This is a genomic window from Streptomyces coelicoflavus (assembly GCF_045041415.1).
Lineage (GTDB): Bacteria > Actinomycetota > Actinomycetes > Streptomycetales > Streptomycetaceae > Streptomyces > Streptomyces coelicoflavus.
Genome location: NZ_CP108220.1, coordinates 28870 through 54964, shown reverse-complemented (window position 1 = coordinate 54964; position 26095 = coordinate 28870). Strand labels below are relative to the sequence as shown.

The following is a 26095-nucleotide window of genomic DNA, read 5'->3' as shown; positions in this document are numbered from 1 at the left end:
TCGGGAGGGGGGCGGGGTCAGGGGCGGGGCAGGAGTGCGTACGGGCGCAGGGGTACGCCGACGACCTGGAGGACGAGGGTGCGGTGTGCGGCGTGGAGGGTACGTACGGCGGCGCGGGTCAGGCCGGGTTTGGGGGGTTGGGTGCCGGCGCGTTCGCGGCCGGGTTTGGTGGGGATCCACAGGTAGCCGGGGTCGCTGCCTTCGAGGGCCGCGGTGATGCGGGCGCGGGCGTCGAGCCAGCGGCGCAGGATGTCGGCGGTGTGTTTGTCGAGGGGGTGGTCGGTGCCGGCGACGGTCACGACGGGGACGGGGCGGCGGTCCAGGTCGATGTCGGTGACGTCGAGTGTGTGGAGTTGGGGTACGGAGTGGCCGGTGGCGGCGACGAGGGCGGCGACTGCGGCGGTGCGGACGGCGGTGGCGGCGTTGGCTCCGGTGGGGCGTCGTACGGCGAGGGTGTGCAGCAGTGTGTGGGCCTGGTGGGGTTCGAGGCGGTCGCCGTGGCCGGGGGCCGGGCAGGGGCGCTGGAGGCCGGGCAGGCCGAGGTGGCCGACGAAGGTGTTGTACGTCTGGATGCGGGCGCGTTGGGAGTCGTGGGCGGCGGGGGCGTCGGGTCCGGTGAGGGTGTTGCGGCGGCGGGTCTCGCCGGCGTCGGCGGCGTCGAGCCAGGAGTCCGCGCGTTCGGGCCGCACGAGTTCTTCGGCGGTGAGGGAGGCGGTCTTCTCCTCGTGGAGGACGTGTTCCAGGTACTCGACGAGGAGGGTGCCGCGCAGGCGCACGGTCGGGCCGGCGTATCCGGCGTCCTGCTGGGCCTCGACGAAGGTGCCGATGGCGGTGCGGGCGTCGGCGGTGCGCGGGGTCGGCATGTCCGACAGGGTACGGAAGCCGACGAGATCCTTCTTGCTGTCATTCGAAATAACAGCAAGAAGCAACTCCACCACCTTACCCTGGCCGACTGCGGGTCCCGTCTCGGTCCGTGTCGGACCAAAACGGTCCGTGCAGGCCCGATACGGTCCTTGTACGACCCCCGTGCGACCCGGGAACCGGGGCCTGTGGCCCCGGGCGGGTCCCCCTGGCTTCTTGCTGTTATTACACCGGGTCGGTCCGTCGGACGACCTCCTTCTCCTCGGTGACCATCACGCCCACCGAGTCCATGTCGATGAAGCGTGCTTCGTCGGGGTTGACCAACGTCCGGTAGTTCTCGGAGGTGAAGAAGGCATCATGGTCCTCCCAGTCCTCGAACCAGATCTCCGTCAGGCCGTCGTAGGCCCGGGGCGGGTAGTTCCCGGCGGGGACCGGGTGGGAGACGGTGTACTTGCGGACGTAGCGTTCCGCCTCCGGAATGGAGGTGAACAGCGGCGCGTGCCGGTCCCGGTGGTACCGGACGAAACGCTCGTACGACATTCCCTCGATGCGGTTGATCATGAAGATGAGCTTCAGCATGGAGCTAACCTAAAAGCTCACATCAGTGTCAGGGGCAAGTGGCCAAGAGCACGGGGGAGTTCGGCATGCGGATCGGTGACCTCTCCGCCCGGACAGGAGCCAGCCGTCGGTCGCTGCGCTACTACGAGGAACAGGGCCTGCTCGTCAGCTCCCGCTCCCCCAGCGGACAGCGCCACTACGAGGACGAGCACGTCCGGCGGGTGCGCCTCGTGCAGGCGTTTCTGGCCGCGGGCATGTCCAGCGGCACCATCGCCCAGATGGTGCCCTGCATGGCCGAGCCGAACGAGGGCCGGGCCCGGCAGGCCCTGGAGATCATGGACCGCGAGCGGGCCCGGCTGTCCGAGGCCATCAACGGCCTCGCCGCCGCCAGGGACGCCCTGGACGACCTCATCGAGGACAACCACGCGTACCTGGAACGGTCGGCGGAGCCAACGACCCACCCGGACCGACGGTCAGTCGACCCGAACGAGACGGCCTAGTGCAGACAGTCGCCCGCCTGGGCGCCGAGGACGTTCAGAAGGGCCAGCGTCTCGGCACCGGGAGACCCCGACCGTCCTCAGCGATCCAACGGCTCCCCACGCAGCCGGCCCCACGTGTTCGCACCCACAATGCCGTCGGCCTCCAACCCATGGCCCCTCTGGAGTCGCTTCACCGCCGACTCCGTTCCCGCCCCGAAGTAGCCGTCCACACCCCTCGGTCCCACCGAGTAGCCGTGATGATGGATCAGCAGCGCCTGAATCTCCTTCACCTTGGCCCCCGCATCACCGCGATCGGTGTACGCCGACCCCGAGTAGTAGCCGCAGTACGCACCGTCCACCGAGTCCTTGCACACCCCCGCCTTGGCCCCAGCGGCGAAAGCCTCACTCGCCAGACCAACCGGCACCACAGCCCCAGCAAGCACGGCAGCCGCAGCCACCGACAACGCCGCACGCTTCAGCAAGCCAGCACTCCTTCCAGTCCGGCGGGCCCGGCCCGCCACTTGGGACATTTGGTGCGAAGCTATCCCCGCACCGGCCGCAGAGGCGGTATACCGAAGGGGCGCACAAGAGCACAAGCCGCATCAACCGGCGCACAACACACCACCGGTACAGCCGCCCCTTGGCGGCGGGGTTATGACGGGCGCCCGCCGAACTGCCAGTTGTGCACCTCGATGTCGGCGTACCGGTCCGGGGTCAGGATGGCGCGCGCCGCGTCCGGGTCCGGCGCCCGGAGCAACGCCGCTGTGCCCAGCCAGGTGTCGCCGTTGTCGGACAGCAGTGGCCCGTAGGCGATCAACTCGTTCCGGTCGGGCGGCACCGTGAGGTCGGCGGCCTGTCCCGTGCCGAGGCCGAGCACCAGGTACCGGTTGCCGCCGGTCCGGCCGCCGGGGAAGTCCCACATGGTGCGCCCCAGCGTGTTGCTCCACCGTCGCAGCAGCACGTCCCGGTAGGCGCCGGCCTGGTAGCCGGGCTCGTCGAAGGCGAACGCGCGGGCAGCGGCGGGATCGGGCAGGTCGAGGATGTGCACGCTTCCGGTGGGTGTGTCGCCGTCGCTGGCGAGGGTCGGGCCCCGGGCGATCATCTCCTTCGCGTACCGGTCCATATATGACCAATGCTCTTCCAGTAGCTCGTAGCGCAGCGGCAAGGCTCCAGGCCGGTCGCGGTGGTGGCAGAGGAACTCCATGCCCGTAGGGTCTCTTCAACCAGGTGGCCAGGTCGAGCGGGTTTCACCGCAATGACCGCTCGGCGGCCTCGCCCTGACGGAGACCGAGACACCGCTGACGGGCCCGGTCTCCAGCGCGGTCTGTTTGTTGATCAGAAGGCGCAAGTCGGCAGTGTCGGGCCAGCGGCGTCGCCGGTGGTCCAGCCAGATACGGGCAAGCTGCAGGGTGCAGAACGGCGGCTTTGCCCTTGGCGTCCTGGCTCGCCTTGTGCCGGCAGGCGGCGGCAGTAGCCCTTCTTCCACCGCACCATCCGGCGGCAGCCGCCGCATTCGGAGGGTTCGTCGTTGCGGCGGAAGCTCGGGCACGCACTGCACGCACTGCACACGCGGCCGGGCAGTACGCCTCAGCCGAAGCAGTCCGGGCAGTTGGTCGGCGGCTTGCGCTTCCCCGCTGGCAGGACGTGGGCCATCACATCGGCGGGAGCGAGCGCCGGCCCCGGTGGTGGGACACCATCAACGGCCCCGCCCCTGCAACGGCTGCCTGTTGGACGGCCTCCTCGCCGGGTCGGGTGACCTTCTCCGGCTCGGGGATCAGCAGTTCGCCAATCTCGCAGCCGAGCACGACACAGAGGCTTCGAGATCCACACCGGTCCACCTTGGGAAACAACCAGAAGTTGTGACTTCCCGGCCGGTCAGTTGTTTGACCTGCCGTTGCCCTGCCCGCTTGTCTCTCATTGGTCAACGCCAGTTTGTTTGGGGAGAACCAAGGGAGCACGCCGAGCATGGTGGGCAGGAGACGGCTGGGCCGGGAGTTCGGCTGGCTGTGGGCGTCCTACGCGGTGAGCGCGTACGGGTCCGGGCTCGGGTTCGGGGCGTTGCCGCTGATCGCCGTGCTGGTGCTGCACGCCGGACCCGCCGAGGTGTCCGTGCTGTCCGCGACAGGACCCGCGGTGGGTGCGCTGATCGCTGTGCCGCTCGCGCCGTGGGTGGAGTTCCGGCGCAAGCGCCCGGTCATGATCGGGATGGACCTGGCCCGGTTCGCGGCCATGGCGACCATCCCCGTCGCCTACGCCTTCGGACGGCTCGGCTTCGTCCACCTGCTCGTGGTCTCGGCCGTGGTCGCCGCAGCCAAGATCGCCTTCAACGCGGCCAGCGGCGCCTACCTCAAGGCCCTCGTCCGGCCGGACGACCTGCTCGTCGCCAACGCGCGTTTCGAGTCCACCAACTGGAGCTCCATCGCAGTGGGGCCACCACTGGGCGGGGCGGCGATCGGCCTGCTCGGGCCGGTCACCACCGTGGTGGCCGACGCGCTCAGCTACCTGCTCTCCGCCCTGGGCATCACCGCGATCCGCCGCCAGGAAGAAGCACCGCGAACGACCGGCAAGAGCCCGCTCCGGGCGGGCGCACTGCTCGACGGCTGGCGACACATCATGAGCCACCCCGGCCTGCGGCCCCTCTACCTCAACCAAATGCTCGTCGCCGGTCTGATCATGGCCACCGAACCGCTCCTGGCCGTGCTCCTGCTTCGCCAACTCGGTTTCCCACCCTGGCAGTACGCCCTCGCCTTCGCCGCCCCCTGCCTCGGCGGACTCATCGGCTCCCGGCTGGCCCCCCGCGTCGTGGCCCGCTACGGCCGGCACCGGGTCTTCCGGACCGTCGGCACACTGCGCGCCATCTGGCTGATCGGCCTGGTCCTCGTCCGCCCCGGCATCGTCGGCCTCGTCACCGTGATCGCCGTCGAGCTGGCAATCATCGTCAACATGAGCCTGTACAGCCCCGTGCTCGCCACCTACCGGCTCGAACACACCCCCAAGCATCTCGTCGCCCGCACCCTGACGGCCTGGTCGATCGGCCAGCAGGCGTCCATCGCCGTCCTCACCGCACTCGCCGGGCTGCTCGCCGACATCACCAGCCCACGCACCGCGCTCACCGTCGCGGGACTGCTCATCCTGGCCACCCCGCTCCTGCTTCCCCGACAGGAACAGACGTCGCGGCACGAACCGGAACCGTCCCGCAGCCACTCATGAGACACCGCAACTCACCACCGAGGTCCGCAGCCCTCAGCCCTTTTCACCGGTGCGCATCCGCGTCGACGGGCACACCGCCGGCAAGGAGGACACCCGCGTGAACACCGCCCCCGCACTCGACCCCACCCGCACCGCTCTTCTCGTCCTGGACTGCCAGCCCGCGATCCTGGCCTTCGTGCCCAAAGGCGAGGCCCGAAACGCCCTGCTCGGCCGTGTGGAAGGGGCCATCGCCGACGTTCGCGCACACGGCGGCACCATCGCCCACACACGCCTCGGCTTCACCGATGCCGACTGGGACGCGGTCCCGGCCGCCAACAAGTCCTTCGCCCCGCTGGCCCGACACCGCGTCATGCACCACGAGGACCCTGCCGCCGCCGTCCACGAGCGCCTGACCCCCCAGGACGGCGACATCGTCGTACGCAAGGTCCGCCACGGCGGTATGTCCACCACCGACCTCGACCGGCAGCTACGCGAGCGCGGTATCACCACTCTGGTCGTCTCCGGCGTCAGCACCAGCGGCGCCGTCCTGTCCACCGTCATCGACGCGGCAGACCGCGACTACCGCCTCTACGTCCTGTCCGACGGCGTGGCCGACCCGGACACCGAAGTCCACAACATCCTGCTCCACCAGGTCCTTCCCTCACGGGCCCACCTGATCGACACCACCGGGCTGCACACCCTGCTCCGGGCCGACTGACTCGAACCGGGAGCCGAGGCCGTCCCCCGCACGCAGTCCGGCCCTGGCCTGCTGCAGCTGCTCGACGGAGACCGCTCCGGAGTCAGGCAGACCTGCCTCGGCCCACGCGGCCTGTGCGCGGGGGACGGCTCCGTCCGCGTCGTCGAGCAGGATCTTCTTCGCCAGGTTCACGGCGATGGCGCCGTCGCCCAGATCCATGAGGTGGGCCAGCATGCGCACGCTCCTGGTCGCGGAGGCCTTCTCGTTGTACCGGAAGACCAGCACCCATCGCCCCCGCAGGCCGCGGGCCCGCTCGATGAGCTCGCGGCCGCGGTCGGTCTCCTGCTGCTCGGTGCGGATGTGCTCGGTCTCCCCGGCCGGAGAGCGCAGGGTGAGCAGGCCCCGGCGGCTGGACTCCTCGATCCCGACGTCCTCCAGGAACGCCACGAACCGCGAGGCGCTCTCCAACCGGTCGATGTCCTGCGCCGCCTGCTGGGCGATCAGATGCAGGTCGACGGTCAGGGCGTGCACGCGGCGGCCCCAGGACGGCTCCTCACCGACTGGGCAGGGGCCTGCGGCCTGCGCGGCTGCGATGACGAGGCTGTAGTCCACGTCCCCATCATGACGGCTCGTAGGCGAAACCACCGAGGACAGAGACACCCGCATCCCTTTCTCGCTGCCGCCTGCCCCCACCCCGAACCCGCCGAGAGATCAAGGCCTTCGTCGGCCTGGGTACCGCGGGCTCCCCACTCACGCGGCACCGTGCGGAACCGCCGAGCCACAACCCCGGTGCTCCTCGACGCGAACGGTGTGCGCCACGACGATACGGATTCGCGTCGAGGAGTGCCGGGGGCAGCGGGGTCCAGGGGCCGGCGAAGGCCCCTGGTACCACCGGCCCTTACCCACGTCCGTAAGAGAGGGCCAGACGGGGCGTCGGACGAGGACAGAGCTTCGCCGCAGAAGACCGATTGGGGCCCCAGCCACGACGGATCCGCGCTTATAGAGATTAGAGGGCGTCACATCACCGCAGGTCAGATGGGGTGCCCACGCTCCGAAAGTTGACTCCCAAGGCAAGTTACGCATGATCAACTTGCCTTGGGAGTCAACTTACCTACGGTAATTGCGACTTAGATGCGCAATCCGGCGAGTCGTTTTGGGGTCCAGGAGGGCCCCATTGCGATGTATGTGCGCAACGCTGTGTGGGCTGATTCCGGGTCGCCGTGAACATGACTCCGAAGTCATGTTCGACACGCCAAACGCGCAGATACGTCTCTTCGTTGCTATGTATATGCGCAATGGCTACTGTGCTCCCCGTCTAGGTTTCGATCTTGAGGAGCTCACAGCGTCATGCCGGCACAGCCATATGGGGACCCTCGCAGGACCCCCGGCACCTCCCCACCCCGCGGGCCGAGTCCCAGCAGCCCCTATGCCCGAGGCCTCGGTCCGAGGAAGAACGTCGTGGAACTGCCCGTGGGGCACACGGCGCAGGTCAAGCCTCCTGTCACGGCAGGCGACTTCATCGGGAAGTACTTCGCCCAGGACAGCCTGGAGTTCCTGCGCTGGGCCGCCAGGTACTTCAGGGACGACAACGTGAGCCTGTGCGTGCTGCTCTACATGATGGGAAGTCAGGAAGTCGGCGGGGCCGTCGAGCTCAAGCAGAGCGAGATCGCGGCCGAGCTGAGCATGAGCCCCGCACAGGTGTCGCGGGCGCAGGCCAAACTGAAGAAGCTGGGGCTGGCGTATTCGCCGAAGAGGGGGTCGATCCAGCTCCAGCCCGCGGTGACCCTTCGCGGAGGGTACCGACGGATGGAGAAGCCGGTCCGCGGATCGGCTGCCAGGAATGTGAAGATCCAGGTGGAACAGCTGAGCCTTCTGAACGAGCTTGTGCTCGACCCGGCCGTTCCGGAAGAGTTCAGGGGCATGGCTCTTCCGGGGGCGAACCTGCCCGAACCATCGACGACGACGCGCAAGCGCGCGCGGACGACAAAGAACCCGGAGGCGTGAGGATGAGAACTGCAGCGTCTGCCAACCCGGAGCCGCCGGAGCTGACGTACGGCACTTTCAACGGCTTCGCCTACATGCCGGCGATGCCGGGCATCGCCTATCGCGTGCTCTTCCGGCTCATTGGAACCCAGGAGCCGGGAGGCCGCTGCCTGGTGACCGAAGAGGAGTTGGCCAAGGTCCTGGAGGTGCACCGCTCGATGGTGGGGAGGGGTCTGCAGGCCCTGATCCTCTCCCGGCTCGTTTTCCGCCAGGCCAAGGGCATCTACGTCCTCAACCCGATGATCAGCGGCGCCCGCAGCGTTCCCGAGCATCTGGAGGCGATCGGAGGCCTGGATCCCGCGGACCGTCTCGACGTCGACGACTATCAGCAGCGCTACGACGCCGCCGTCGCCCGGGCGGAGCAGGAGAAGAGGGAGAAGCGTCTGGGCCGCCAGAGCGCCCAGGCCCGGCCCAAGCCGGTGTCGGCCAAGGCCTCCGACGAGATGAGCGCGGAGGTGCTGAGCCTCTCGACGGCCCGTGACCGGTCACGGCGCAGGCGGCCCCGTCCCTGACCGGCTCGATCATCCCGTCCCGCACAACATGGAGGCCCCCGCCGAAGCGGGGGCCTCCATGCGTCTAGGTTTCGTCGGTCAGCTTACCGTTTCGCCGGCTTCGGCACCACAGAAGGCCCTCCTGCCGACAAGTCGGACCGGGCACTCCCGGCGGACCGCACCGACTCAGCTACGTCCCACTCTGCCCTGCGACCGGATCGCACACCGATCCGACGGTGCAGCGGGTTCGCTTAGCAATGCGGTAACGCTCTTCCATCGGGATGTGCCGACCTCTCCCTTCTCCACCGGGCGCCAGGGGCTTGGCGAACGTCGTTCGGTGCCGTCTGCCTGAGCACGGCAGCCAGGTCAGGGCCTGAGCGCGATTATCACGGCGTGATAATTCCGGTCGGCCGCCAAGAGACCGGTGAATGCGCCCGCACGCGACGGGGTGCGGGCGGGTCGGCTTGGGTCTTCCCGCTCGTGGAGTGTGCGGGCCGTGTCGAGGGGGCGAGACGCCGGCTTCGTGTCGACGGCCGATCCGGGGTCCTCACGCACGACCGCACCAGCGATCAGCTGTCTGCGGAGAGGTCCCTGCCAAGGAGTTGTGCCGTGAGTTCCATGCACCGCGTCCGGGCAGCGGAGAAGCCGTAGGGCATCTTGGTCACCGCTTCGAAGGCACTCATCCGGGTGTCCTCTTCGCCGCTCGCCTCGGCATCGTAGATCTCGAAGAGCTTCTCCTCGGCCACGTCCAGCCCAGCCGCTTCGATGGCCCGGAGCAGGCTCGTGTGGTGGGCGCAGTGCCGCGCGGCGAGTTCCTCGACCCGAGGGTCGTAGGGGTCGACGGTGTCATCGAGGGCGGCGTCGGCCGCGTCGAGGCGGTCCGCCTCGGCCCGTAGGCCGGGATGGGTCGCCAGGATGATGAACACGCTGGCCTGAATTGCGGCTCCCAGCGGTCCGAAGATCCGTTCCGTGACCAGCAGGGTGTCCAGATCGGAGGGGCGTAGTGCGCCGGAAGGCAGGTGGCTGAGCCGGTCCGTGACCAAGGGGGAGAGCAACCCCAGTGGGCTGCCCACGACCCGCAGGCGCTGGACTGCCGCGCGCTGACGCCTGATGTCGGCCTCCTGGGCGGCCAGGCTCTCCTCCAGCCGGCCCAGGACGTCCTCGACATCACGAGCTTCGTCGAAGGCGGCCCGCATGTCGTCCAGGCTGATGCCGGCCTCGGACATCTTGCGGATCCACAGCAGGCGGATCATGTCGTCGTAGCCGTAGCGGCGGCGTCCGTCTCCGCCTCGCTCGGGCTCCGGCAGCAGACCGATCTGGTGGTAATGACGAATGGCGCGCGGGGTGGTTCCGACGAAGGCGGCGGCATCGCCGATCCTGACCTCGCGGGGAGGCGTGGCGGAGGGGTACATCGCAGACAGTGCCTTTCGTGCTGTGGTGCCCTCGACGACACCACATGCCGTTACGGCATGTGCAATCCACGGTGCTGTCCACACCGGTCATGTCCGTGTAGCGCAGGACCACCGCCTTGCGCCGCCGCGCGGGCAACTGGGCGAGCGCTGCGAGCAGGGCGCCGCGCTCGATGGAGCCGACGATTATCACGGCGTGATAATCCGGGTCGGACGCCCATCGGGTGAAACCCCGTCAGAACATGCAAAGCGGTTGTCATCGCGCCAACTGGAGTCAGTATGCTGACGTCATGGCATCCCCTTACCCCGACGGAGACCGGGAAAAGGTAGCGTCCAAGCTGCCCTCGGCGCTCCAGCAAGCACTCAAGGTTCGCGCCGCCGAGCTCAGCCTGGACATCCAGGACGCCGTCGAGGCGGCCATCAACGGCTGGCGGGAGGGCACGGGCGGTGGTGCCGACGTGGACACCGCCGGTGCGAGGTCGTTCTCCACGTGGCTTCCGCCAGGGCTGTACGAGCAGTTCAAGGAGACCTGCACCGACCGCGGCGTCTCCTACACCCAGGGACTCGCCCAGTCGATCCGCGGCTGGCTCGACGCCAACCCCTCCCCCAGGCACGGCGCCCGCGGCACCGACCCCGAGCGCAAGATCGTCGGCAACCAGAAGGGCGGGGTCGGCAAGACCGCCATCTCCGCCGGTATCGGCGAGGCCTACGCCGAGGCGGGCAAGCGCGTCCTCGTCGTCGACTTCGACCCGCAGGGACACCTCAGCGAACAGCTCGGAGTCCCCCAGATCGAGCCCGACCACGACAGCCTCGTCTCCCACATGTGCGGCGAAGGCAGCGGAGACCTGCGCGACCTCGTCGTGGAGATAAGGGACCCGCGGTTCGAGAAGCGCCTGCACGTCCTGCCCGCCTGCTTCGACGGCTTCCTCCTCGACGCGAAGATCGCCGTCGTGGCGACGCAGAAGCGCGGGTTCCAGAAGGAGGCCGCGCTCGAGCTGGCGCTGCGGCCCCTGGAGGCCGACTACGACGTCATCATCGTCGACTGCCCGCCCAGCCTCGGCATCGCCATGGACGCCGCCCTCTACTACGGGCGCCGGCGCCGGGGCGAGGCCGCCGGTGGCTCCGGGGTCGTCATCCCCGTACTCGCCGAGGACTCCTCCGCCACCGCCTACGGGATGCTCGCCCAGCAGATCGAGGACCTCTGCGACGACCTCTCCCTCGAGATCGACTACCTCGGCCTGGTCGTCAACCTCTACGACTCACGCCGCGGTTACGTCGCCACGTCGTCCCTGGACAACTGGAAGTCGCTCGGCGACCCGAAGGTCCTCGCCGTCATCGGCGACCTGAAGGAGCAGCGGGAAGCGGTCCGCAAGCGCATGCCGCTGCTCTCCTACGCACCCCAGAGTGATCAGGCGGAAGCCATGCGGCAAGTAGCGAGGGGAGCCACCCGGTGAGCAAGGCCGACACCCTGGGATCGGCACCCGCGTTCGGTGCAGCACGTGGAGCCCGGTCCTCCCGACGCAATCTCATCGACCAGACCATCGGGGGGGAGGAGTCGACCGCGGCGGCCATCACCGAGCTGCCGGTCACCCTCATCAGCGAGAATCCCGACAACCCGCGCAACCACCTGCGCAACCTCGACGAGACGGTGCAGAGCGTCCGCGAGGTCGGCCTCATCATCCCGATCGCCGTGGCCACGGTCGACGCCTACCTGCGCAACAGGTCGGACCGCGCCGGCGACCTCGACGACGGGGCGCAGTACATCGTCGTCGACGGCCACCGGCGCCTCGAGGCCGCTCGTCGCGTCGGTCTGGCCACCATCCCCGTCCGCGTCGACAACGGACGGGTCGCCACCGACGAAGCCCTGCTCGAGGCCGCGTTCGTCGCGAACTACCACCGCGACGACATGACGGACCTGGAGGAGGCCCACGCCCTGAAGTCCCTGGTCGACTACTACGGTTCCCAGACCAAGGCGGCCAAGCGGCTGGGCATTCCGCAGAACACCATCTCCAGCAAGCTGTCCCTGCTGAAGCTCGCTCCCGAGCTGCAGAAGGACCTGGTGACCGGGGCGCGGAAGGTGGAGCACGTCCGCAACCTCGGCAAGCTGTCCGCCGAGGAGCAGCGGGCCAAGGCGGACGAACGGGCGGAAGCGGCCCGCGCCAAGGCGGAGACTCAGGCTGCGCGAGAGGTCGTCGAACGCTCCGCGGGCCCCGCCGATTATCACGGCGTGATAATTCCGGAGACGGAGACGGAGACAGGGACACCGGCCGCCGTGCCTCAACCGGGCGCAGCCGCATCGTCGGCCGGGCGCGAACAGGTCGAGCAGTCGCCCTCCGAGTCCATCCCCGAACCGCGCGCCGGCGCGGAGGAGACCGACCCGGCCAACGCGGAGGCGGCGCAGCCGAAACAGCCCAAGCGACTCCCCTACGACGACGCCTTCTACTGCGTTCACCACCTGCACCAGAAGATGACGGCCGAGACGTTCGTCCAAGGCACTCGGGTGTGGATGGACATCCTGCGGGAGCAGCACCCGGACGAGTACAAGGCATTGCTGGCCGAGCTGGCAGCCCGCTAGCGGAGCAGCCCCTTGCCCGGTCCCGGCCGGCCCCCCCCGTTCGCCCGCCTCCGTGCCGGCGAACGGGGGGCCGCGTCGTTTCAGGAAGTGGGTGGCCGAACCGGTGCCGGCATGACGCCGTCCTGACCCACCACCGGGCGTACCGCGTGCGGCATTCGAGGCAGGCTCGAGTGGATCTCGAGGGCTGTGTGCGGGGTGGGTGTTGTACTGGGAGAGTGACCGGGCTCGCGAGACGTACCGGGTCGGGCGAGCAGACCCACGGGCTACGGGAGGGACCATGAGCAGCACCGAGAACAGCACGTACGAAGGCTTCTCGGCCGAGGAACGTGCCGCGATGAAGGACCACGCCAAGGAGCAGAAGGCGGCGGCGCGGCGTGGCTCGCGCGCGGACAAGGCGGCGTTGGCGGCGCAGGACGTGCTCGACAAGATCGCGGAGATGCAGGACTCGGACCGGGTCATGGCCGAGCGGGTGCATGCGGTCGTGACGGAGACCGCGCCGGACATCGCGCCGAAGCTCTGGTACGGCATGCCCGCCTACGCCCTGGACGGGAAGATGATCTGCTTCTTCCAGAGCGCGGCGAAGTTCAAGGCGCGTTACGCGACGCTCGGTTTCAGCGATCAGGCGAACCTGGACGACGGCGACATGTGGGCGGCCGGTTTCGCCCTGGCCAAGGTGACGCCCGAGGTGGAGAAGCAGATCGCCGCGCTGGTGAAGCAGGCCGTGAGCCAGGGCTGATCCCTGCGCAGCCGTCAGGGCCTCGCCGTTCTCGCGGCGGGGCCCTCTTGCTTGCCTCTGCCTTGCTCCGTCTTACCGCCGTATCGCATGGTCACGGACGCCTTCGCCGCATGTGCGTCGGGTCAATCAAGGCGTCCCTGGGAGCGCTCTTCATTGACGTCAGGGCAATGAGCAGCGCTCCCCGGGGGACGGGTCACGTCGCGCGGCGCAGGGGGACGACGACGTTCTCGCCGAGGGCCTTGGGGCTCAGGCGGTAGTAGCGGATGTGGGCGAGGCGGTCCGACTCCTCGAGCCAGCCGGACTCGATGACCTGCTTGCGGGTGCGGGAGAAGACGGGGGCGGACATGCCCACCAGGGCGGCCAGGTTGGCCGCGGTCTCCGTGACCGCGCCCGCGCGGTCCGTCGGGTGCAGGGCGTAGAGCATGACGACGAGGCGCTGGTTGGCGGTCATGCCGGCGGTGGCCTGCAGCAGTTCCAGGTTCCTCTGCTTGTCGTCGCTGGTCACTGCGCCTCCCACCGTGCAGGGGTCATTTCGTTGAAGCCGGGGATGTCCGGTGGCTTGCACGTCCTCACCGCTTCACGTTGCTCGAGACCAGTCCCGTGAAACGCGATGTAGGGGCTGATCCTGTAGAGGTTGTAGTTGCCGATGCGGCCCCGCACGATCAGGATGCGGTGCTTGACCAGCTTACGGTTGATCTTGCCGACGGCATCCGTGGACATTCCCACCCGTCGGGCGATGTCCGCTCCCGTCGACCTCAGTGGGTCCATGCCTTCGGGGGAGACGCCGATCCACCACAGGACCAGGAACTTCTGGCTCGGGGTGAACGCCTTGGACTCCGTGATCGCCTCGACGCGGGCCTTGTCCACCTGGGTGTGCCGGCCCGAGAAGGCGTACGGCGCGTAGGGGACCACCTCGCCCGTGTCGGCGTCGACCAGTCTGCGTACTGCTCCCAACGGACCCTCCGTGGACGGGGGTGGTGGATGTGTTCGTGCGACGGCCGGGCACTGACTCGATGAACCTAACGGACATGAGCAGGAAGTCAATCAACTCGGCTTCACGGGCCGTGTCGCTTGCCGTGCCGTTTGCTCTGCGGGCGCGGCCCGAACGGCAATCTACCGGGGCAGCTCATTGACCTGAGAGCAATCCAGGACGTTCCTGGGATCGTGGTACCCAGTTCCTGTGGACGTGGTGGCGGTCCACAGGAACCGGGTACTCAGTTCGCAGGAACGTCCTCCCAGTTCTCAGGAACTGCCCGGCAGTTCGCAGGATCTGGGTGCTGAACTGCGTTTTCGCAGGCCGGACGCGGTTCGGGGGTGGCGCCCTCTTCAGCTTCCACACGACGGTCGCGGGGGGACCCGGTGCCGCGCGATGCTGCCTCGGTCTTCCGCTCCCGGGAGGTTGTCGCGCGGTGCCTTGAGGCACCTCCCGTACGGGCTCCTTGGACACGGCCTCGAGCACCCCTGCACGCCGTCTGGACCTGTACCACCGAAAGCCCGCCACGACGCGCCCGCGCCCGATGTCCCAGGCGCGCGTGTGTCTCGGACGACCCCCACCGGGGCCGGCCACGTCATGTCGGTAGGAGGGTGGTCGGGGGGTGGGTGTGGGGCGGGAGGGGGCGGGTGACCGCAGGCCAGAGCCCGGAATTCCGGCGGCCGGATCGTGGTCCGTTCCCTCCTCTTGAAAAGAACCGTCCATTCGGTTTATTTTGTGGCCTCGCGCCGCCCCGCTCGACGGAGGCGGGCGGTACGCCCCTGCGGCAACGCCCTAGAGACCAAGGGGAGGTCCTACGGTGAGAAATCGTCTGCACGCGCAGGTCGTGGTGGTGGGAGGAGGCCCCGTCGGCATGCTGCTCGCGGCCGAACTGGGGGAACGCGGAGTCGACACCGTGGTGCTGGAGACGAAGGCCTCGGTCTCGGAACGCCCCAAGGCGAGGGTGCTGCACGCACGGGCCCTCCAGGGGCTGGCCAGGCGGGGGTACTTCCCCGAACTCGTCGGCGGGACGGCGCCGGCGGGGGAGAAGGCCGAGGCTCCGTTCCGGTTCGCCGGGATACCGGGCCTGTGCATCACCGCGCCCGCCTCGGAGCCGGGCCCCGTCCTGAAGTGCCCCCAGGCCGAACTGGAGCGGCTGTTCGAGCAGCGGGCACGGGCGGTCGGGGTGCGGGTCCTGCGCGGGCGCCGCGTGACCGGGGTGGTCCAGGAGGAGCGGGACGTCCGGGTCACGGTCCAGGGGCCCGCGGGGTGCGTCGAGTACGCCGCCCGGTACCTCGTGGGCGCGGACGGCGGCCGCAGCACCGTACGGGAGTTGGCGGGGGTGCCGTCGGAGAGCTTCCGGGCCACGACGTCCGGGCTGGCGGCGCTGGTCACGCTGGAGGACGCCCGGGAGCTGCCGCCGGGCTGGCACCGCACCCCGCGCGGCTGGATCGTCGCGCACGACATCCCGGGCGTCGGCACCCACGTCCGGACCCTCGACTGCTCCGGTCCCCATCCCGACCGTCACCTGCCGCCCAGCACGGGGGAGTTGCGGGACGAGCTGGCCCGGATCGCGGGGCGGGAGATCGCGTTCCGGGAGCCGCGCTGGCTCAGCCGGTTCAGCGACTTCGCGCGGCTCGCCCGCTCCTACCGCCTGGGACGGGTCTTCCTCGCCGGGGACGCGGCGCACCTGCACTTCCCGGTCGGCGCCCAGGGGCTGAGCACCGGCGTCCAGGACGCCCTCAACCTGGGCTGGAAACTCGCGCTCGCCGTGCGCGGGCACGCGGGCGGTGACCTGCTCGACACCTACGACCAGGAACGCCGTCCGGCCGCCCGGCGGGTCATCGACAACACGGTGGCCCAGCTCGCCCTGATGCGCTCGGAGCCCGGGGCCGACTCGCTGCGCGCCCTGTTCTGCGGGCTCGTGGCGGCCGACCGGGAGAGCCACCACCTCAGCGATCTGATCAGCGGTCAGGACACGGTGCTTCCCGGGCGTACGCGGCGGCCCTCCGCATGGACGGGAAGGTTCCTGCAGAACCTGGGACTGAGGACGGGCGCGGGCCGGACGGACGTGATCGGGCTGTTGCGGCCCGGCAGGCCGGTGCTGCTGCTGTTCGGATGGGCGGGCGGGCGGCACGCCGAGCGGGCGCGCGGGTGGGAGGACGTGGTGCGGACGGTCCACGTGGCGCCCACGCCCGACGTGCCGTGCGAGGCTCTGCTGGTGCTGCCCGACGGCTACGTCGCCTGGGCCGCCGCCCCGGACGGGGACCGTCTGGAGGACGCGCTGTCGCTGTACTTCGGCGAGCGGTCGCCCCGGTCCGGGGAGCGGGCGGTCATGACGGGCGCCGGGGTGCTCAGCTGACGGCGGCCGCCGGCTGCTGCTCGAAGCGGCTCCGGATCTCGTCGTAGACGACTTCGCCCCGCGACTCGGACAGGTCCAGCGAGGCCAGTACGGAGGGCACGGCGATGCTGGGGAAGAGATGACGCAGCAGTGCGGAGGACCTGCTCTGGAGGTCCTGGTAGCCGCTGACGGTCTGGGACATGGACTGCACGCCCGCGAACGTGCCCACCACGACGTCGGCGGTCACGGACGGCACGACCTGGGGCAGCAGCTCGCCCTGGCTGCGGGCCGTGTCCAGCAGTTCCCGGACGACGACGCTCCAGCGCAGGAAGGGCCCGCTGCGGTCGAGGCCCTCCGCGTGCTGGTCCATGGTCAGCCGCACGCCCGCGCGCACCATCGGGTCGGTCTGCAAGCGATAGGCGTGCAGCAGGACGACGTCGGCGAGTTCCTGGATCTTGCAGGGGCGGCCGGGGATGACGAACCGCTGGTCCTGTTCGTGCAGGACGCCCTGGGCCAGCTGTTCCTTCGACTCGAAGTGGAAGTACAGAGCTCCCTTGGTCACGCCTGCGGCGTTGAGCACCTCGGCGATGGTGGCGGCCTGGTATCCGCGCTCCTCGAAGATCTTGGCCGCCGCTTCGAGGATGTTCTTGCGCGTACGGACGGCACGGTCCTGCTTCACCACTTGCGGTCCTCCCTCTTCCTGACGATCGCTTCGGCGGACGGAGGCTTCGGCGACCCCGCAAAAAAACCGCACAGTATGTATCTTACAGCCGGTGCAGTGGTTGACCTCAAGACGAGGCGAAGACCGCTTCCGGCCCTTTCGGCGAAGGGGGAAGATCGGTGATTCTCGTGACGGGCGCCACCGGGACCGTCGGACGGGAGGTCCTGCGCATGCTTCCCGCCGGACTCGCGGTGCGCGTCCTGGCCCGGGAACCCTCGCGGGTGGCGCCGCGGGACCGCGCGACGGAGGTCGTGGCCGGCGACTACGCCGACACGGGTTCGCTGGAGCGCGCCCTCGCGGGGGTGGACCGCGCGCTGGTCGTCACCTGCCGGGTCGGCGGCGACGACGACGCGCGCTTCGTCCGTGCGGCGCGCGCGGCGGGGGTGGGGCACCTGGTCAAGGTGTCCGCGGCCGCCGTGGCCGACCGCGGGGCGGACGACCTCGTCACCCGCTGGCAGCGCGCGAACGAGGACCTGCTGCGCGACTCCGGCCTGCGCTGGACCCTGCTGCGCCCGCGCTCCTTCATGTCCAACACGCTCTCCTGGGCGGCGTCCATCGCCGCCGAACGGGTCGTACGGGGGTTGTACGGCACCTCGGTCAACGCGTGCATCGACCCGCGCGACGTCGCCGCCGCGGCCGTGTGCGCGCTGACCGGGGACGGGCACGAGGGGCGGGTGCACACCCTGACCGGACCGGAGCCGATCAGCGCGGCCGAGCAGACGGCACAGCTCGGCCGGCTGCTGGGCCGTCCGCTGCGCTTCGAGGAGCTGTCACCCCGCCGGGCGCGTGCCGTGCTGCGCCGGCGGCATCCCGAGGCCGTGGCGGAGGCGCTGCTGGCCAGTGCGGAACGGCAGCACGCCGGGGCCAAGGCGGGCGTCGAGGACACGGTCCTGCGGCTCACCGGCCGCGCGGCCCGGCCCTACCGGACGTGGGCCGAGGACCACCTCGAGGCGTTCGGCGCCGTGCCGTCGTCCGCCGGGGGGCGGTAGGGGCGGGGCGCTTCTCCTGGGCGCTCGGGAGGGTGTGGCGAGTGGGGCGGGCGGACCGGGGCCCTGCCAGGATCGGTTCCGGACCGTCGACGGCAACGACCAGTTGTACGGGCTGGAGGTAGAGGGCTCGGCGACGGCGAGGACGTCTACCCGGCGGTTCAGTACGACAGCCGGGTGCGGTTCAACGCAGCGCTGTGCCGCCTGCAGGGCTGGAACGAGTGCAGCGCGGCCGGGCATCCGGAAACGTCCGGCGAGGGCAAGGTCGACGCTGCGGGGCCCGTGGAGGGCTACACCGGGCGAGGGCTTCGATGGCACACGATCACGGGATCGGCGCTCGTAGCCCCTCGTGCGAATACTGCGACGCGGAGGCCGTGGCGACGTCGGGCAGGTCCCTGCGCCCGGCCAGCGTGAGTTTCAACTTGCCGGAGGTGCCTTGGCACAGGGGAACCGGGCACACTGCCCCTGGCCGATGTACGGAGGAATTCCTCGACGGGTCTGCTGCGGGCAAATTCGGAGCAGGGGAACGCGTGATCGACGGGGAGCATGATGCAGCACCTAGGGCCGCTGGAACTGGTCGGGAACCATGGGTCATCGGGGACCCAAAGCGGAACGATGGGTCGTGCCTTGTGCTCGCTGCCGAAGGCATCCAGCACCACATACAAGGAGAGGCTGTCCCACGGGACATCCTCCTGTGGAACAGCATCCACACCGTTCGGCTGAGGGCCACCATGAAGCCATGGATGGCCACCCGCACCGGGGGTGTCGTCGTCGCGGCAGGCGGCGGCTACATGGACGGTGGCCGCAATGGCTGCTCCCTGTCCGGCATTCGTGATCGAGACGAGCCTTGGTGGGTGAACTACACCCACCACGACCACACTTACACGTCCACGCACATGGCTCTGGTAATCGCCCTGGTCACGAAGATGTCCGAGGCGAAGGCGCTGCACCGCCTCGGAGACCCAGAGTGGCTCAGCGCAGTGGTCTCCCGGCTGGCGCCAACGCCGCGGTGGGCCCCCTCCCGGTCCGCCGGGTGGGCGAAGTCATTGAACTCCTCGGTACCTGAGCTTGTTCTTTGTCTACCAAGATCTTCTGGGCTTGCCGAGGGCCTTGAGGGTCTCGGGGCGTTTGACGGTCTTGCCGACGTCGTAGCGGGGTGCCCCGGTGTTTGTTCTTGGCGCCTGGTGGGCTTCCGGGGCCTCTTCGGGGCCTGGTCGGCGGTGTTCTACTACTTCACCCTGTGGTGCGAGGACGGCCTCGACCAGCGGATCCAGGAGGCCTCCGCGGGAGCCGAGCTTGCGGCGGTTGTGGACACGGTCCGCAGGGACCGGGATGGTGGCTTTGATGTCACGCCGCCGCAGGTAGGAGCGGTTCCTGCGAGAGTCGTACGCCTTGTCCGCCCGGACCCGGGCCAGGCGTGTGCGAGGTCGTCCCCGGCCCTGCTGAGGCACCCGTATCGCCTCCAGCACCGGCTCGAACTGAGGGGAATTACCTTGCTGCCCGGCCGTGATGACGGCACATGATCATCTACAGACAAGATCCACTTTCGCAACAGGTCCTAGCCCATCCCTCTGACCGGACGCGGTGGTTAGTCTCGGGGCATGACTGAGTTTGTGCAGGTGTCCACTGCCACCCCGCAACGTGCTCAAGCCGTCGCCCTCGCCCAAGGGGCCGTGCGCGCACGCCTGGCCGCAGGAGCGCAGATCGTCGGCCCCGTGGTGTCGGTGTTCTGGCATCTCGGCGAATTCGGGGAGGGGGAGGAGTGGAGGCTCCAGCTCACCACGACCCGGGACCGGTATGCGGAGCTGGAGAAGCATCTCCTGGACAGCCATCCGTGGGACAACCCGGAGGTGATCGCTGTTCCCATCGAAGGTGCGTTCCGATGCCTCCAGTGGATCAAGGACTCCGTCGAGCCGGTCTAGGCACCGGCCGCCTGGAGGACGTTCTGTACGGCGCCGACGTTCCGGTACCGCTGCAGCTCTTTCAGGACCGGAGTGAGCCTCTTCCGAGGCCGTACGGAGGCCACCCCGGACGCCAGGTTCAGGGCGCGGCCGGTCACCGCAGCGGCCTCCTCCACCTCCTCGGCCGCGAGGTAGGAGTCTGCCAGCCACGAGAGATAGAGCGCCTTGTCCCTGGCGTGATGGTCGTCGTACTGGTCGAGCGCCCGGATCAGTACGGGGACCGCCCGAAGCGGGCGGCGCAGTTCTGTCCAGCAGCGGCCGGTCATGATGTTCAGCTCCGTGTCGTCGACCCATGCGGCCCAGTCGGGTTGAGGCTCGCCGGCTTCCTGCTCCTCAAGCGCGGCCCGCGCCGCGTCGAGGGCACGTTCCGTACGGGATGTCTCCCCAGCGACCGCGCAGGCCCACGCGAGGCGCTCGTGGAGGAGGGCGCGGACTCCGGCAGGGGAACCAGGGCTGATCGCTTCGCAACTGCTCGAGGCGATCTTGACAGCCACCTGCGGGTCCGGAGCCTGGTAGGCGAGGAACGCGAGAGCGTTGCCGTGGAGGTCGCCGTCGTCTGCTTCGAGAGCTGCGGCCTTGCTCTCCTCGTACAGGCTGTGGGCATCGGCCTGCCTGCCGCCGTCGAAGGCGGCCCATCCGGCCTGCTGGGCCTGCTCGGCGAGCAGGGCAACCAGCTTGCGCTTGGAGGAGGGGGTAAAAGTGGCGTCGCGCAGCAGGGATTTGGTGGCCTGGTACTCGCCCAGGTAGACCCGGTAGGTGTCACCGCCGCCGAGAAATTCGTCCAGATGTCGGAGCCGTGCGGTGCGCCGCCGTAGCTCGTCGACGTAGCCGTTCGTCACGTGGAGCGGGGCCGCCGGCCGGTGCAAGGCTGGAAGCGCGGCCGCGAGGCCCGCAGTCGTAGCGGCTTGAAGGACAGTACGGCGGCGCACGGCGGTTCCGTTCTCTGGGGTGTTCTCGGTCCCAGGAGAGCCACTGTCCTCCCAGGGGCGGGGCGCCAGCCCGACCATGTGGCCCGGCACGCGTAAGGCGTCGGAGATGGCAACGACCTTCGCGAACGACGTGATCTGTCCCTTTCCGCGTGCCACCTCGCCGACGCGGATCGGTTTGATATCGCACTCCTCGGCGATCCGCGCGTAGGGGATGCCCGCGCGGCTGCGTGCGATTCGGAAGATGGCTCCGAAGTCGTGTTGGCGGAGGGCGCGTTGGATCTCCTCGTCGTTGAGGAGGCCTGCGGGCAGGGCGGTAGGTGGCTGGTAGGGCATGCGGCACTTCCTGCTCGCCTGAGTGTGCGCGACTGCTCATCAAGTCGTGTACCCATCATGGGTATACCCGTGGCTGGGATGTGCAGACTTCGGCGGGATTCCACTCTGTGCGTGTTAGTACCCCGGGCGGCCGTGGTGTGTCGGCCGACCCAGGGTTGGACGACTGTTGAGGAGTCGCCGCCGTGGCGGAGCGTACCCAAGAACCCCCAAGGCCAGTGGTGTTGAGTGAGTGGCCTGGCACCTGCGTGGTCGTTGGCGGAGCGGATCGCATGCGCGCCGTCGAGCAGCGGCTGCTGAAGGCGGCCGACGACGAAGAGATCGCCCGACAGCAGTGGCACAGAGACGGTGTCGCCCTTCTGCGCTGCGGCCGGTCGTTCGGCGCGGTCCGTGTCCCGCTGGTGATCGTCGAGGCCGCCGCAGGCACCGAGCGCCGGATCATGATCGCGGCCTACCCGCCCGAGGCGCTTCTCGGCGGGCCGGCCTTCGTGGACGGTTCATCGAACCACGTCTGCCGCCCCGTCGCCTCCAAGGCGGGTGAATGGCGGGCACCCGACACCGAGTACCTCGACGAAAACAGCCGTCTGGGCGTGCCGGTGCTCCGCGCGTCGAGGCATGCCCGATCGTGCTGGTTGTTCGAACCGGACGGCCCCGGCGTGGTGTGCCAGCCGGACGCGGTGAAGCAGATGGTGTCCTTAGGGCGCTTCCGTGCGGCGATGCGGACCGGTGCTTGACGTGCTGGCGGGCCACCGGCGCTTGGCCGAGGACGGCTCGCCGACGATGACGAAGTCCTTTCTGCGGGACGCCACGTCGGTGCCGGAAGTCCGAGAGTTCGTGCGCGCGGCCTTGGACGAGTGGGAGCTGCCCGACCTCACCGACACGGCCGAGCTGGTCGCGTCCGAGCTGGCCACGAACGCGGTCCTGCACGCGCGCTGCTCTGCCTACCGGATCACCGTCAGTCGGCCAGGGCCGGGCAGGGTCCGCGTCGCGGTCACCGACCGCAGCCGCGTCCTGCCCAGGGTGGCAGACCCGGACGATGACGAGGACCACGGCCGGGGCCTGGCCCTCGTCGACGTGCTCGCCGAACGGTGGGGCACCGACCGGTTGAACTGGGGCAAGAGCGTGTGGGCTGACCTGGCGGCCACGCCCGTGCCCGAGCCGCCCGCCACCGAGGTGCCGATGTACGGCACGGGCATCGCCCAGGTCGTATACGTCCTGATACTCGCCGCGGTGGCTGGCGCCGTCTTCCTCGGCCTGACCGCGCCGCGCTGACGGCGCACCCATCAGACCCCGCCCCGGCCCCAGACCAACCCGTGGGCTCCCCTCATCGGAGCTGGGGCGGACCACCTTCCGGCCAATCGCCGGGATGTACTCACGAACTCCAACAGGAGGCTCTTGTCGTGATCACAGGTGCTTATGCCGATCCAGACCTCGCACGGCCGACCGTGGCCGAGGTCTTCGTCCATTCCGCAGCGCTCATACACCGGGCAGCCGACGGGCTCTGGCCGGACGAATTGGTCGTCCTGGAGGCGCAGGTGCCCAGCGTCACCGGGTACGTACACCGCCTCCGCGTCGGGGACCGCGCCCTGTACGCCAAGACCTCGCTGCTGGGTGTGTCCCTCGTCTCCCTGCTGCGCGGCAAGGTCGGAAGCTGGCCCGCCGTCCGTGAGGCTCAACGAGACTACGTGCGGCGGCAGGACAGCCTCATGGTGCGAGAGGCGGCGCAGCTCCTGGTCCTGGACGGCTTGAACGGTCCCCGCGTGTGCACGGTGGCCGGCGCGCGGGACGGGGTCCTCTTCACGGAGGCCGTTGCGGGCCCGACCCTGGGAGAACTCCTCCTCACGCAGCCAGAGGAGACCAGCGCCCTGGTGGGCCGCTGCCTCGCCGAGCTGCGCCCACTGCACCGGCCGGGCACCGCGCGGCGGCTGGGCCCCGGCGCGGCCATCAACGAGCGCAGCATCTTCGGCACTTTCTGCCGCAAGTTCGACGGTGACGGAGCCGCCCCGTGCGTCGTCCAGCTCAACGCCGAGCAGTGGCGTGGAGAGAGCGAGCTGGTCGCGGAACTCGTGCGGGTCAGCGTACGACGACTCCTCGCCCTGCGGGAGACGCTGCCCGCAGCGGCCGGGACAACCTTGGCGTACGGCGACCTGAAGCCGGAGCACGTGCTCTTCCCGGAGGGCCCGGAAGTGCGGCCCGTCCTCGTGGACCCGGGCCTGCTGCGGGCGACGCCGATCGTCGACATGGCCAAGCTCCTCAGCCGTACCGTCCTGTTCATCACCGCGCAGCAGAGGGACCCGGGAACCGCACGGCTCATCCTCGACGGCCTCGCTGCGTCCGCCCGGTCCCACCTGGGGCACCTTTCCCTCGCGGACCGGCAGGCGATGCTGCGTCACCTGCTGGTGCTGTGGCTGATGGACACCCTGAACATCGTCACGACGTATCTGTCGGCCCCCGCGGCACTGCCGCTGCCCGCCCTGGGCGCGGCCGTGGTCAGGCGGGCCGTGCCGGTGTGCTCGCTGGTGGACGCCGTGAGCGCCGACCTCATGGGCCCCACCGGAAGGCGGGGGCGCGGGGACCGTACGCTCGCCCGGATCGTGGAGGCGATCGCATGACGCCCCTGGTGCCATCGGTCGGTGTCTTCGGCGCGGGGGCAGTCGGGCAAGCGGTCGGCGGGGCGCTGGTCGCGGCAGGGCTGTGCGGACGGCTCCTCGTCACCTCCCGCACTATCGAGCAGGCCCAGGCCCTGGCAGACGACCTCGACGACATGCGGACCGCCTTGGGCTCGCCGGTCCTGCCAGGTGCGGCCGAGGCCGAGGACCTGCGGGCGTGCGCCGCGGTGGTCATTGCTGTCCGGGCGCAGTTCGCGAACACGCGCAGTACGGATGTCCGGATGGGCGGCATCCAGGCAAACGCTCCGGTGGTTCGGGACCTCGCCGAGCAGCTCAGCGGATACCCGGGCACGGTGCTGGTGGTGACCAATCCGGTGGACCTGATGACGAGATGGTTCGCCGAGGAGTCCGGCTGCAGCAGGGTGTTCGGGATCGGATCCAGCTTGGACAGCGCTCGCTACCGGCTCACCCTCGGCCGACTGCTGGGCGTTCCGGCTGACGCCGTGTCCGGGCGCGTCATCGGGGAGCACGGGGACACGTCCGTCGTCTGCGCCTCGTCGACCCTCGTCAACGACCAGTCGGTGCCCGTGCCCCTTCAGCAGGTACGCGACGAGCTGGACCGGCGCCCTGGCCGGATCAACATCGGTATCGGACGCACCCGGTGCGGGCCCGCCGGCGCGGTGGTGTCTGCCCTCCGCCTGGCCCTCGGCGCCGAAGACGGCACAACCGAACTGTGTGCCCCGCATGCGGGTGACTGGTGCGGAATTCCCGTGCGCTTCACCGGGGGTGACCCCGTACCGTTCTCGCCTCCGCTGGACCCCGTTGAGGACCGGCAGTTGGAGGCGTCTCGTACCAAGCTGCGTGCCGCCTATCAGGCAGCGCGCGGTGTTCCGCTGCAACCGTCTCCATCCGGGAGGAAATCACCATGAGCACCCACGCCGTACGCCTGGAAAGCGCTGGCGCGGCCGTGACCGTCGTCTCCGCCGAGCAGGCCGTCACCGACTGGTCTGCCCGCTACTTCGGCACCTGGTGGAAGGCCGCCGAGGTCGACCCTGTGAGTGTGTGCGCCGAAGCCCTGGTCGTGGGCACCGTGGACGACAGCGAGTACGACGCCCTCGCCCTGGGCGTGACGCGGTCCCCGCACACGAGCACGACCTATGCGCGGGAACAACTGCTCCTCGCGGGCAACGCGTCCGACGGAGTGATCCGCGCCGTGTCACCGGAGGGTGCGCTCGCGTATCGGTCGGAGCCGGGGGCTCTGCGGCTGGACGTCATCGGCCGCGTCACTGAGGACGTCGCCACGGCGACCGCCCGCCTGGCCCGGGAGATGATGCGGGGCCTGCTGCTGCGGAACGGCTGGGCGGTGCTCCACGCTTCGGCGGTTGTCCACGACGGACGCGTGATCCTGACGTTCGGTGGAAAGGGCGCGGGCAAGACGACGACCGCTTTCGCCCTGGCGTCCCGCCACGGCCTCGGTCTCCTCGCCAACGACAGGGTCTTCGTGCGGCCCAACGAACAGGGTGGCGTCGACGTCCTGCCATGGCCGTCGGCGGCGGCCGTCGGCCTCGGCCTGCTGGAAGGGCTGGGCTGGTTCGACACGGCCCGGGAGCGCCTGGAGGCAGGCGAGGCGCTGCATCCGACACAGGACTGGCGAGTGACGGAGGCTCTGCTGACCGGGGACCGCACGCCGTTGTGGGAGCGCGGCAAGGAGCTGAAGGCGCAGGTGTGGCCGAACCAGTTCACGGACTGGTTCGGCGTGCCCCTGGCGACCGAGGGCGAGGCCGCCGTGCTGGTCTTCCCTCGTGTGGTGGCTGGCGCGGGCCCGGCCGTCGAAGAGACCAGCCGCACCGTGGGTGACGACGACTTCATGATCGGGAAGACGGAGGACCGCTACCCGGATGTCTTCGGTCTTGTCGGCTTCGACGGCGGCGGTACGCGGGCGGCACGGCAGAGCGTCGGCCGGCTCCTCTCCGGGCTGCCGCATCACGCGGTCGTCCTCGGCCACGACGTGACAGCGAACGCGGACTTCCTTGCGAAGGTCACCGGCTGCGCCTGATCCGACCATGAGCGTGCGGGCCCCAGCGGAAACTCCGTCGGGGCCCGCCCCGTCCTCTGTCGCCCGGCGCCAACGGCCCTGTGCGCACCGCCGGGTCTGCGGCCGGGGCGCCTCGGGCCCGTCCCGCGTCCGCCCCGGGAAGGGGCGACGCGGG

Annotated in this window: 26 protein-coding genes and 1 pseudogene; 16 read left to right on the top strand and 11 right to left on the bottom strand. The window is 69.8% G+C overall.

What is annotated here, in order from left to right:
- Window positions 1-17: 17 nt before the first annotated feature.
- A complete protein-coding gene (locus OHA99_RS37375) occupies window positions 18-863 on the bottom strand; it encodes a hypothetical protein (RefSeq protein ID WP_405699200.1) in 846 nt (281 codons plus the stop codon).
- 223 nt (window positions 864-1086) lie between these two features.
- Window positions 1087-1440: an EthD domain-containing protein gene (locus OHA99_RS37370; RefSeq protein ID WP_331723887.1), complete on the bottom strand. Its 354-nt coding sequence runs from the start codon at window positions 1438-1440 to the stop codon at window positions 1087-1089.
- Window positions 1441-1505: 65 nt separating this feature from the next.
- Between OHA99_RS37370 and OHA99_RS37365 the strand changes: the two genes are divergently transcribed.
- Entirely contained in the window at window positions 1506-1919 is a 414-nt protein-coding gene (locus tag OHA99_RS37365) for a MerR family transcriptional regulator (protein ID WP_164387103.1), read from the top strand.
- A gap of 77 nt (window positions 1920-1996) precedes the next feature.
- Here the strand turns inward: OHA99_RS37365 and OHA99_RS37360 are convergent, their stop codons facing one another.
- Together OHA99_RS37360 and OHA99_RS37355 are read right to left on the bottom strand one after the other, a co-directional pair.
- Window positions 1997-2380 (bottom strand): peptidoglycan-binding domain-containing protein, encoded by a 384-nt coding sequence (locus OHA99_RS37360; RefSeq protein WP_331723886.1) that lies wholly within the window; start codon window positions 2378-2380, stop codon window positions 1997-1999.
- A gap of 170 nt (window positions 2381-2550) precedes the next feature.
- Complete coding sequence (locus OHA99_RS37355) at window positions 2551-3102, bottom strand: YciI family protein (RefSeq protein WP_282882885.1); 552 nt, start codon at window positions 3100-3102, stop codon at window positions 2551-2553.
- A gap of 761 nt (window positions 3103-3863) precedes the next feature.
- Here OHA99_RS37355 and OHA99_RS37350 point away from each other — a divergent pair.
- Together OHA99_RS37350 and OHA99_RS37345 are read left to right on the top strand one after the other, a co-directional pair.
- Window positions 3864-5108, top strand: a complete 1245-nt coding sequence (locus OHA99_RS37350) for an MFS transporter (RefSeq protein ID WP_331723884.1) — start codon at window positions 3864-3866, stop codon at window positions 5106-5108.
- Between the two features lie 97 nt (window positions 5109-5205).
- Window positions 5206-5805 (top strand): cysteine hydrolase, encoded by a 600-nt coding sequence (locus OHA99_RS37345; protein WP_405699199.1) that lies wholly within the window; start codon window positions 5206-5208, stop codon window positions 5803-5805.
- Here the strand turns inward: OHA99_RS37345 and OHA99_RS37340 are convergent.
- Window positions 5749-6396, bottom strand: coding sequence for a hypothetical protein (locus OHA99_RS37340; RefSeq protein ID WP_331723882.1), 648 nt, complete (start codon window positions 6394-6396; stop codon window positions 5749-5751). The two genes, OHA99_RS37345 and OHA99_RS37340, sit on opposite strands and share 57 nt — an antisense overlap.
- A gap of 846 nt (window positions 6397-7242) precedes the next feature.
- On the opposite strand from OHA99_RS37340, the gene OHA99_RS37335 reads away from it, so the two are divergent.
- Both OHA99_RS37335 and OHA99_RS37330 read left to right on the top strand, forming a co-directional pair.
- Complete coding sequence (locus OHA99_RS37335) at window positions 7243-7788, top strand: transcriptional regulator (RefSeq protein ID WP_228126411.1); 546 nt, start codon at window positions 7243-7245, stop codon at window positions 7786-7788.
- Window positions 7789-7790: 2 nt separating this feature from the next.
- Complete coding sequence (locus OHA99_RS37330) at window positions 7791-8339, top strand: hypothetical protein (protein WP_153182509.1); 549 nt, start codon at window positions 7791-7793, stop codon at window positions 8337-8339.
- A gap of 548 nt (window positions 8340-8887) precedes the next feature.
- Here OHA99_RS37330 and OHA99_RS37325 read toward each other — a convergent pair.
- Entirely contained in the window at window positions 8888-9730 is an 843-nt protein-coding gene (locus tag OHA99_RS37325) for a MerR family transcriptional regulator (protein ID WP_331723881.1), read from the bottom strand.
- Between the two features lie 287 nt (window positions 9731-10017).
- Between OHA99_RS37325 and OHA99_RS37320 the strand changes: the two genes are divergently transcribed.
- The 3 genes from OHA99_RS37320 to OHA99_RS37310 all read left to right on the top strand — a co-directional run bounded on the left by OHA99_RS37320 (window position 10018) and on the right by OHA99_RS37310 (window position 13038).
- Window positions 10018-11181 carry a ParA family protein gene (locus tag OHA99_RS37320; protein ID WP_331723880.1) on the top strand — a complete coding sequence of 388 codons (1164 nt, stop codon included), beginning with the start codon at window positions 10018-10020 and terminating at the stop codon, window positions 11179-11181.
- Window positions 11178-12302 carry a ParB/RepB/Spo0J family partition protein gene (locus OHA99_RS37315; protein WP_331723879.1) on the top strand — a complete coding sequence of 375 codons (1125 nt, stop codon included), beginning with the start codon at window positions 11178-11180 and terminating at the stop codon, window positions 12300-12302. The genes OHA99_RS37320 and OHA99_RS37315 overlap by 4 nt, the downstream gene beginning before the upstream one ends.
- A 277-nt stretch (window positions 12303-12579) precedes the next feature.
- Complete coding sequence (locus tag OHA99_RS37310; RefSeq protein ID WP_153182513.1) at window positions 12580-13038, top strand: iron chaperone; 459 nt, start codon at window positions 12580-12582, stop codon at window positions 13036-13038.
- Between the two features lie 193 nt (window positions 13039-13231).
- Here OHA99_RS37310 and OHA99_RS37305 read toward each other — a convergent pair whose 3' ends face one another.
- Together OHA99_RS37305 and OHA99_RS37300 are read right to left on the bottom strand one after the other, a co-directional pair.
- Complete coding sequence (locus tag OHA99_RS37305) at window positions 13232-13543, bottom strand: hypothetical protein (RefSeq protein ID WP_007387460.1); 312 nt, start codon at window positions 13541-13543, stop codon at window positions 13232-13234.
- On the bottom strand, window positions 13540-13992 hold the full coding sequence (locus OHA99_RS37300; RefSeq protein ID WP_007387459.1) for a MarR family transcriptional regulator: 453 nt from the start codon (window positions 13990-13992) through the stop codon (window positions 13540-13542). The genes OHA99_RS37305 and OHA99_RS37300 overlap by 4 nt, the downstream gene beginning before the upstream one ends.
- Window positions 13993-14828: 836 nt before the next feature.
- Here OHA99_RS37300 and OHA99_RS37295 point away from each other — a divergent pair.
- On the top strand, window positions 14829-16370 hold the full coding sequence (locus OHA99_RS37295; RefSeq protein WP_331723878.1) for an FAD-dependent monooxygenase: 1542 nt from the start codon (window positions 14829-14831) through the stop codon (window positions 16368-16370).
- On the opposite strand, the gene OHA99_RS37290 is transcribed toward OHA99_RS37295, so the two are convergent.
- Window positions 16363-17031 (bottom strand): ScbR family autoregulator-binding transcription factor, encoded by a 669-nt coding sequence (locus OHA99_RS37290; RefSeq protein ID WP_108989966.1) that lies wholly within the window; start codon window positions 17029-17031, stop codon window positions 16363-16365. The two genes, OHA99_RS37295 and OHA99_RS37290, sit on opposite strands and share 8 nt — an antisense overlap.
- Window positions 17032-17189: 158 nt before the next feature.
- On the opposite strand from OHA99_RS37290, the gene OHA99_RS37285 reads away from it, so the two are divergent.
- Entirely contained in the window at window positions 17190-18059 is an 870-nt protein-coding gene (locus OHA99_RS37285) for an NAD(P)H-binding protein (protein WP_331723877.1), read from the top strand.
- A gap of 1274 nt (window positions 18060-19333) precedes the next feature.
- Here OHA99_RS37285 and OHA99_RS37280 read toward each other — a convergent pair.
- A pseudogene (locus tag OHA99_RS37280) lies at window positions 19334-19570 on the bottom strand (IS5/IS1182 family transposase); the annotation flags it as partial.
- Between the two features lie 87 nt (window positions 19571-19657).
- On the opposite strand from OHA99_RS37280, the gene cutA reads away from it, so the two are divergent.
- Entirely contained in the window at window positions 19658-19978 is a 321-nt protein-coding gene (cutA, locus tag OHA99_RS37275; protein WP_331723876.1) for a divalent-cation tolerance protein CutA, read from the top strand.
- Here cutA and OHA99_RS37270 read toward each other — a convergent pair.
- Window positions 19975-21279, bottom strand: coding sequence for an XRE family transcriptional regulator (locus OHA99_RS37270; RefSeq protein ID WP_331723875.1), 1305 nt, complete (start codon window positions 21277-21279; stop codon window positions 19975-19977). The two genes, cutA and OHA99_RS37270, sit on opposite strands and share 4 nt — an antisense overlap.
- Window positions 21280-21548: 269 nt before the next feature.
- Here OHA99_RS37270 and OHA99_RS37265 point away from each other — a divergent pair, with 269 nt between their 5' ends.
- The 5 genes from OHA99_RS37265 (at window position 21549) to OHA99_RS37245 (ending at window position 25941) form a co-directional block, all read left to right on the top strand.
- Window positions 21549-22010 (top strand): hypothetical protein, encoded by a 462-nt coding sequence (locus OHA99_RS37265; RefSeq protein WP_331723874.1) that lies wholly within the window; start codon window positions 21549-21551, stop codon window positions 22008-22010.
- A gap of 46 nt (window positions 22011-22056) precedes the next feature.
- A complete protein-coding gene (locus OHA99_RS37260; RefSeq protein WP_381386225.1) occupies window positions 22057-22548 on the top strand; it encodes an ATP-binding protein in 492 nt (163 codons plus the stop codon).
- A 128-nt stretch (window positions 22549-22676) separates the two neighbouring features.
- Window positions 22677-23888 (top strand): hypothetical protein, encoded by a 1212-nt coding sequence (locus OHA99_RS37255; protein ID WP_331723872.1) that lies wholly within the window; start codon window positions 22677-22679, stop codon window positions 23886-23888.
- Window positions 23885-24814 (top strand): lactate/malate family dehydrogenase, encoded by a 930-nt coding sequence (locus OHA99_RS37250; RefSeq protein WP_331723871.1) that lies wholly within the window; start codon window positions 23885-23887, stop codon window positions 24812-24814. The genes OHA99_RS37255 and OHA99_RS37250 overlap by 4 nt, the downstream gene beginning before the upstream one ends.
- Window positions 24811-25941 carry a hypothetical protein gene (locus tag OHA99_RS37245; protein WP_331723870.1) on the top strand — a complete coding sequence of 377 codons (1131 nt, stop codon included), beginning with the start codon at window positions 24811-24813 and terminating at the stop codon, window positions 25939-25941. Before OHA99_RS37250 ends, OHA99_RS37245 begins: the two co-directional genes overlap by 4 nt.
- Window positions 25942-26095: the final 154 nt, after the last annotated feature.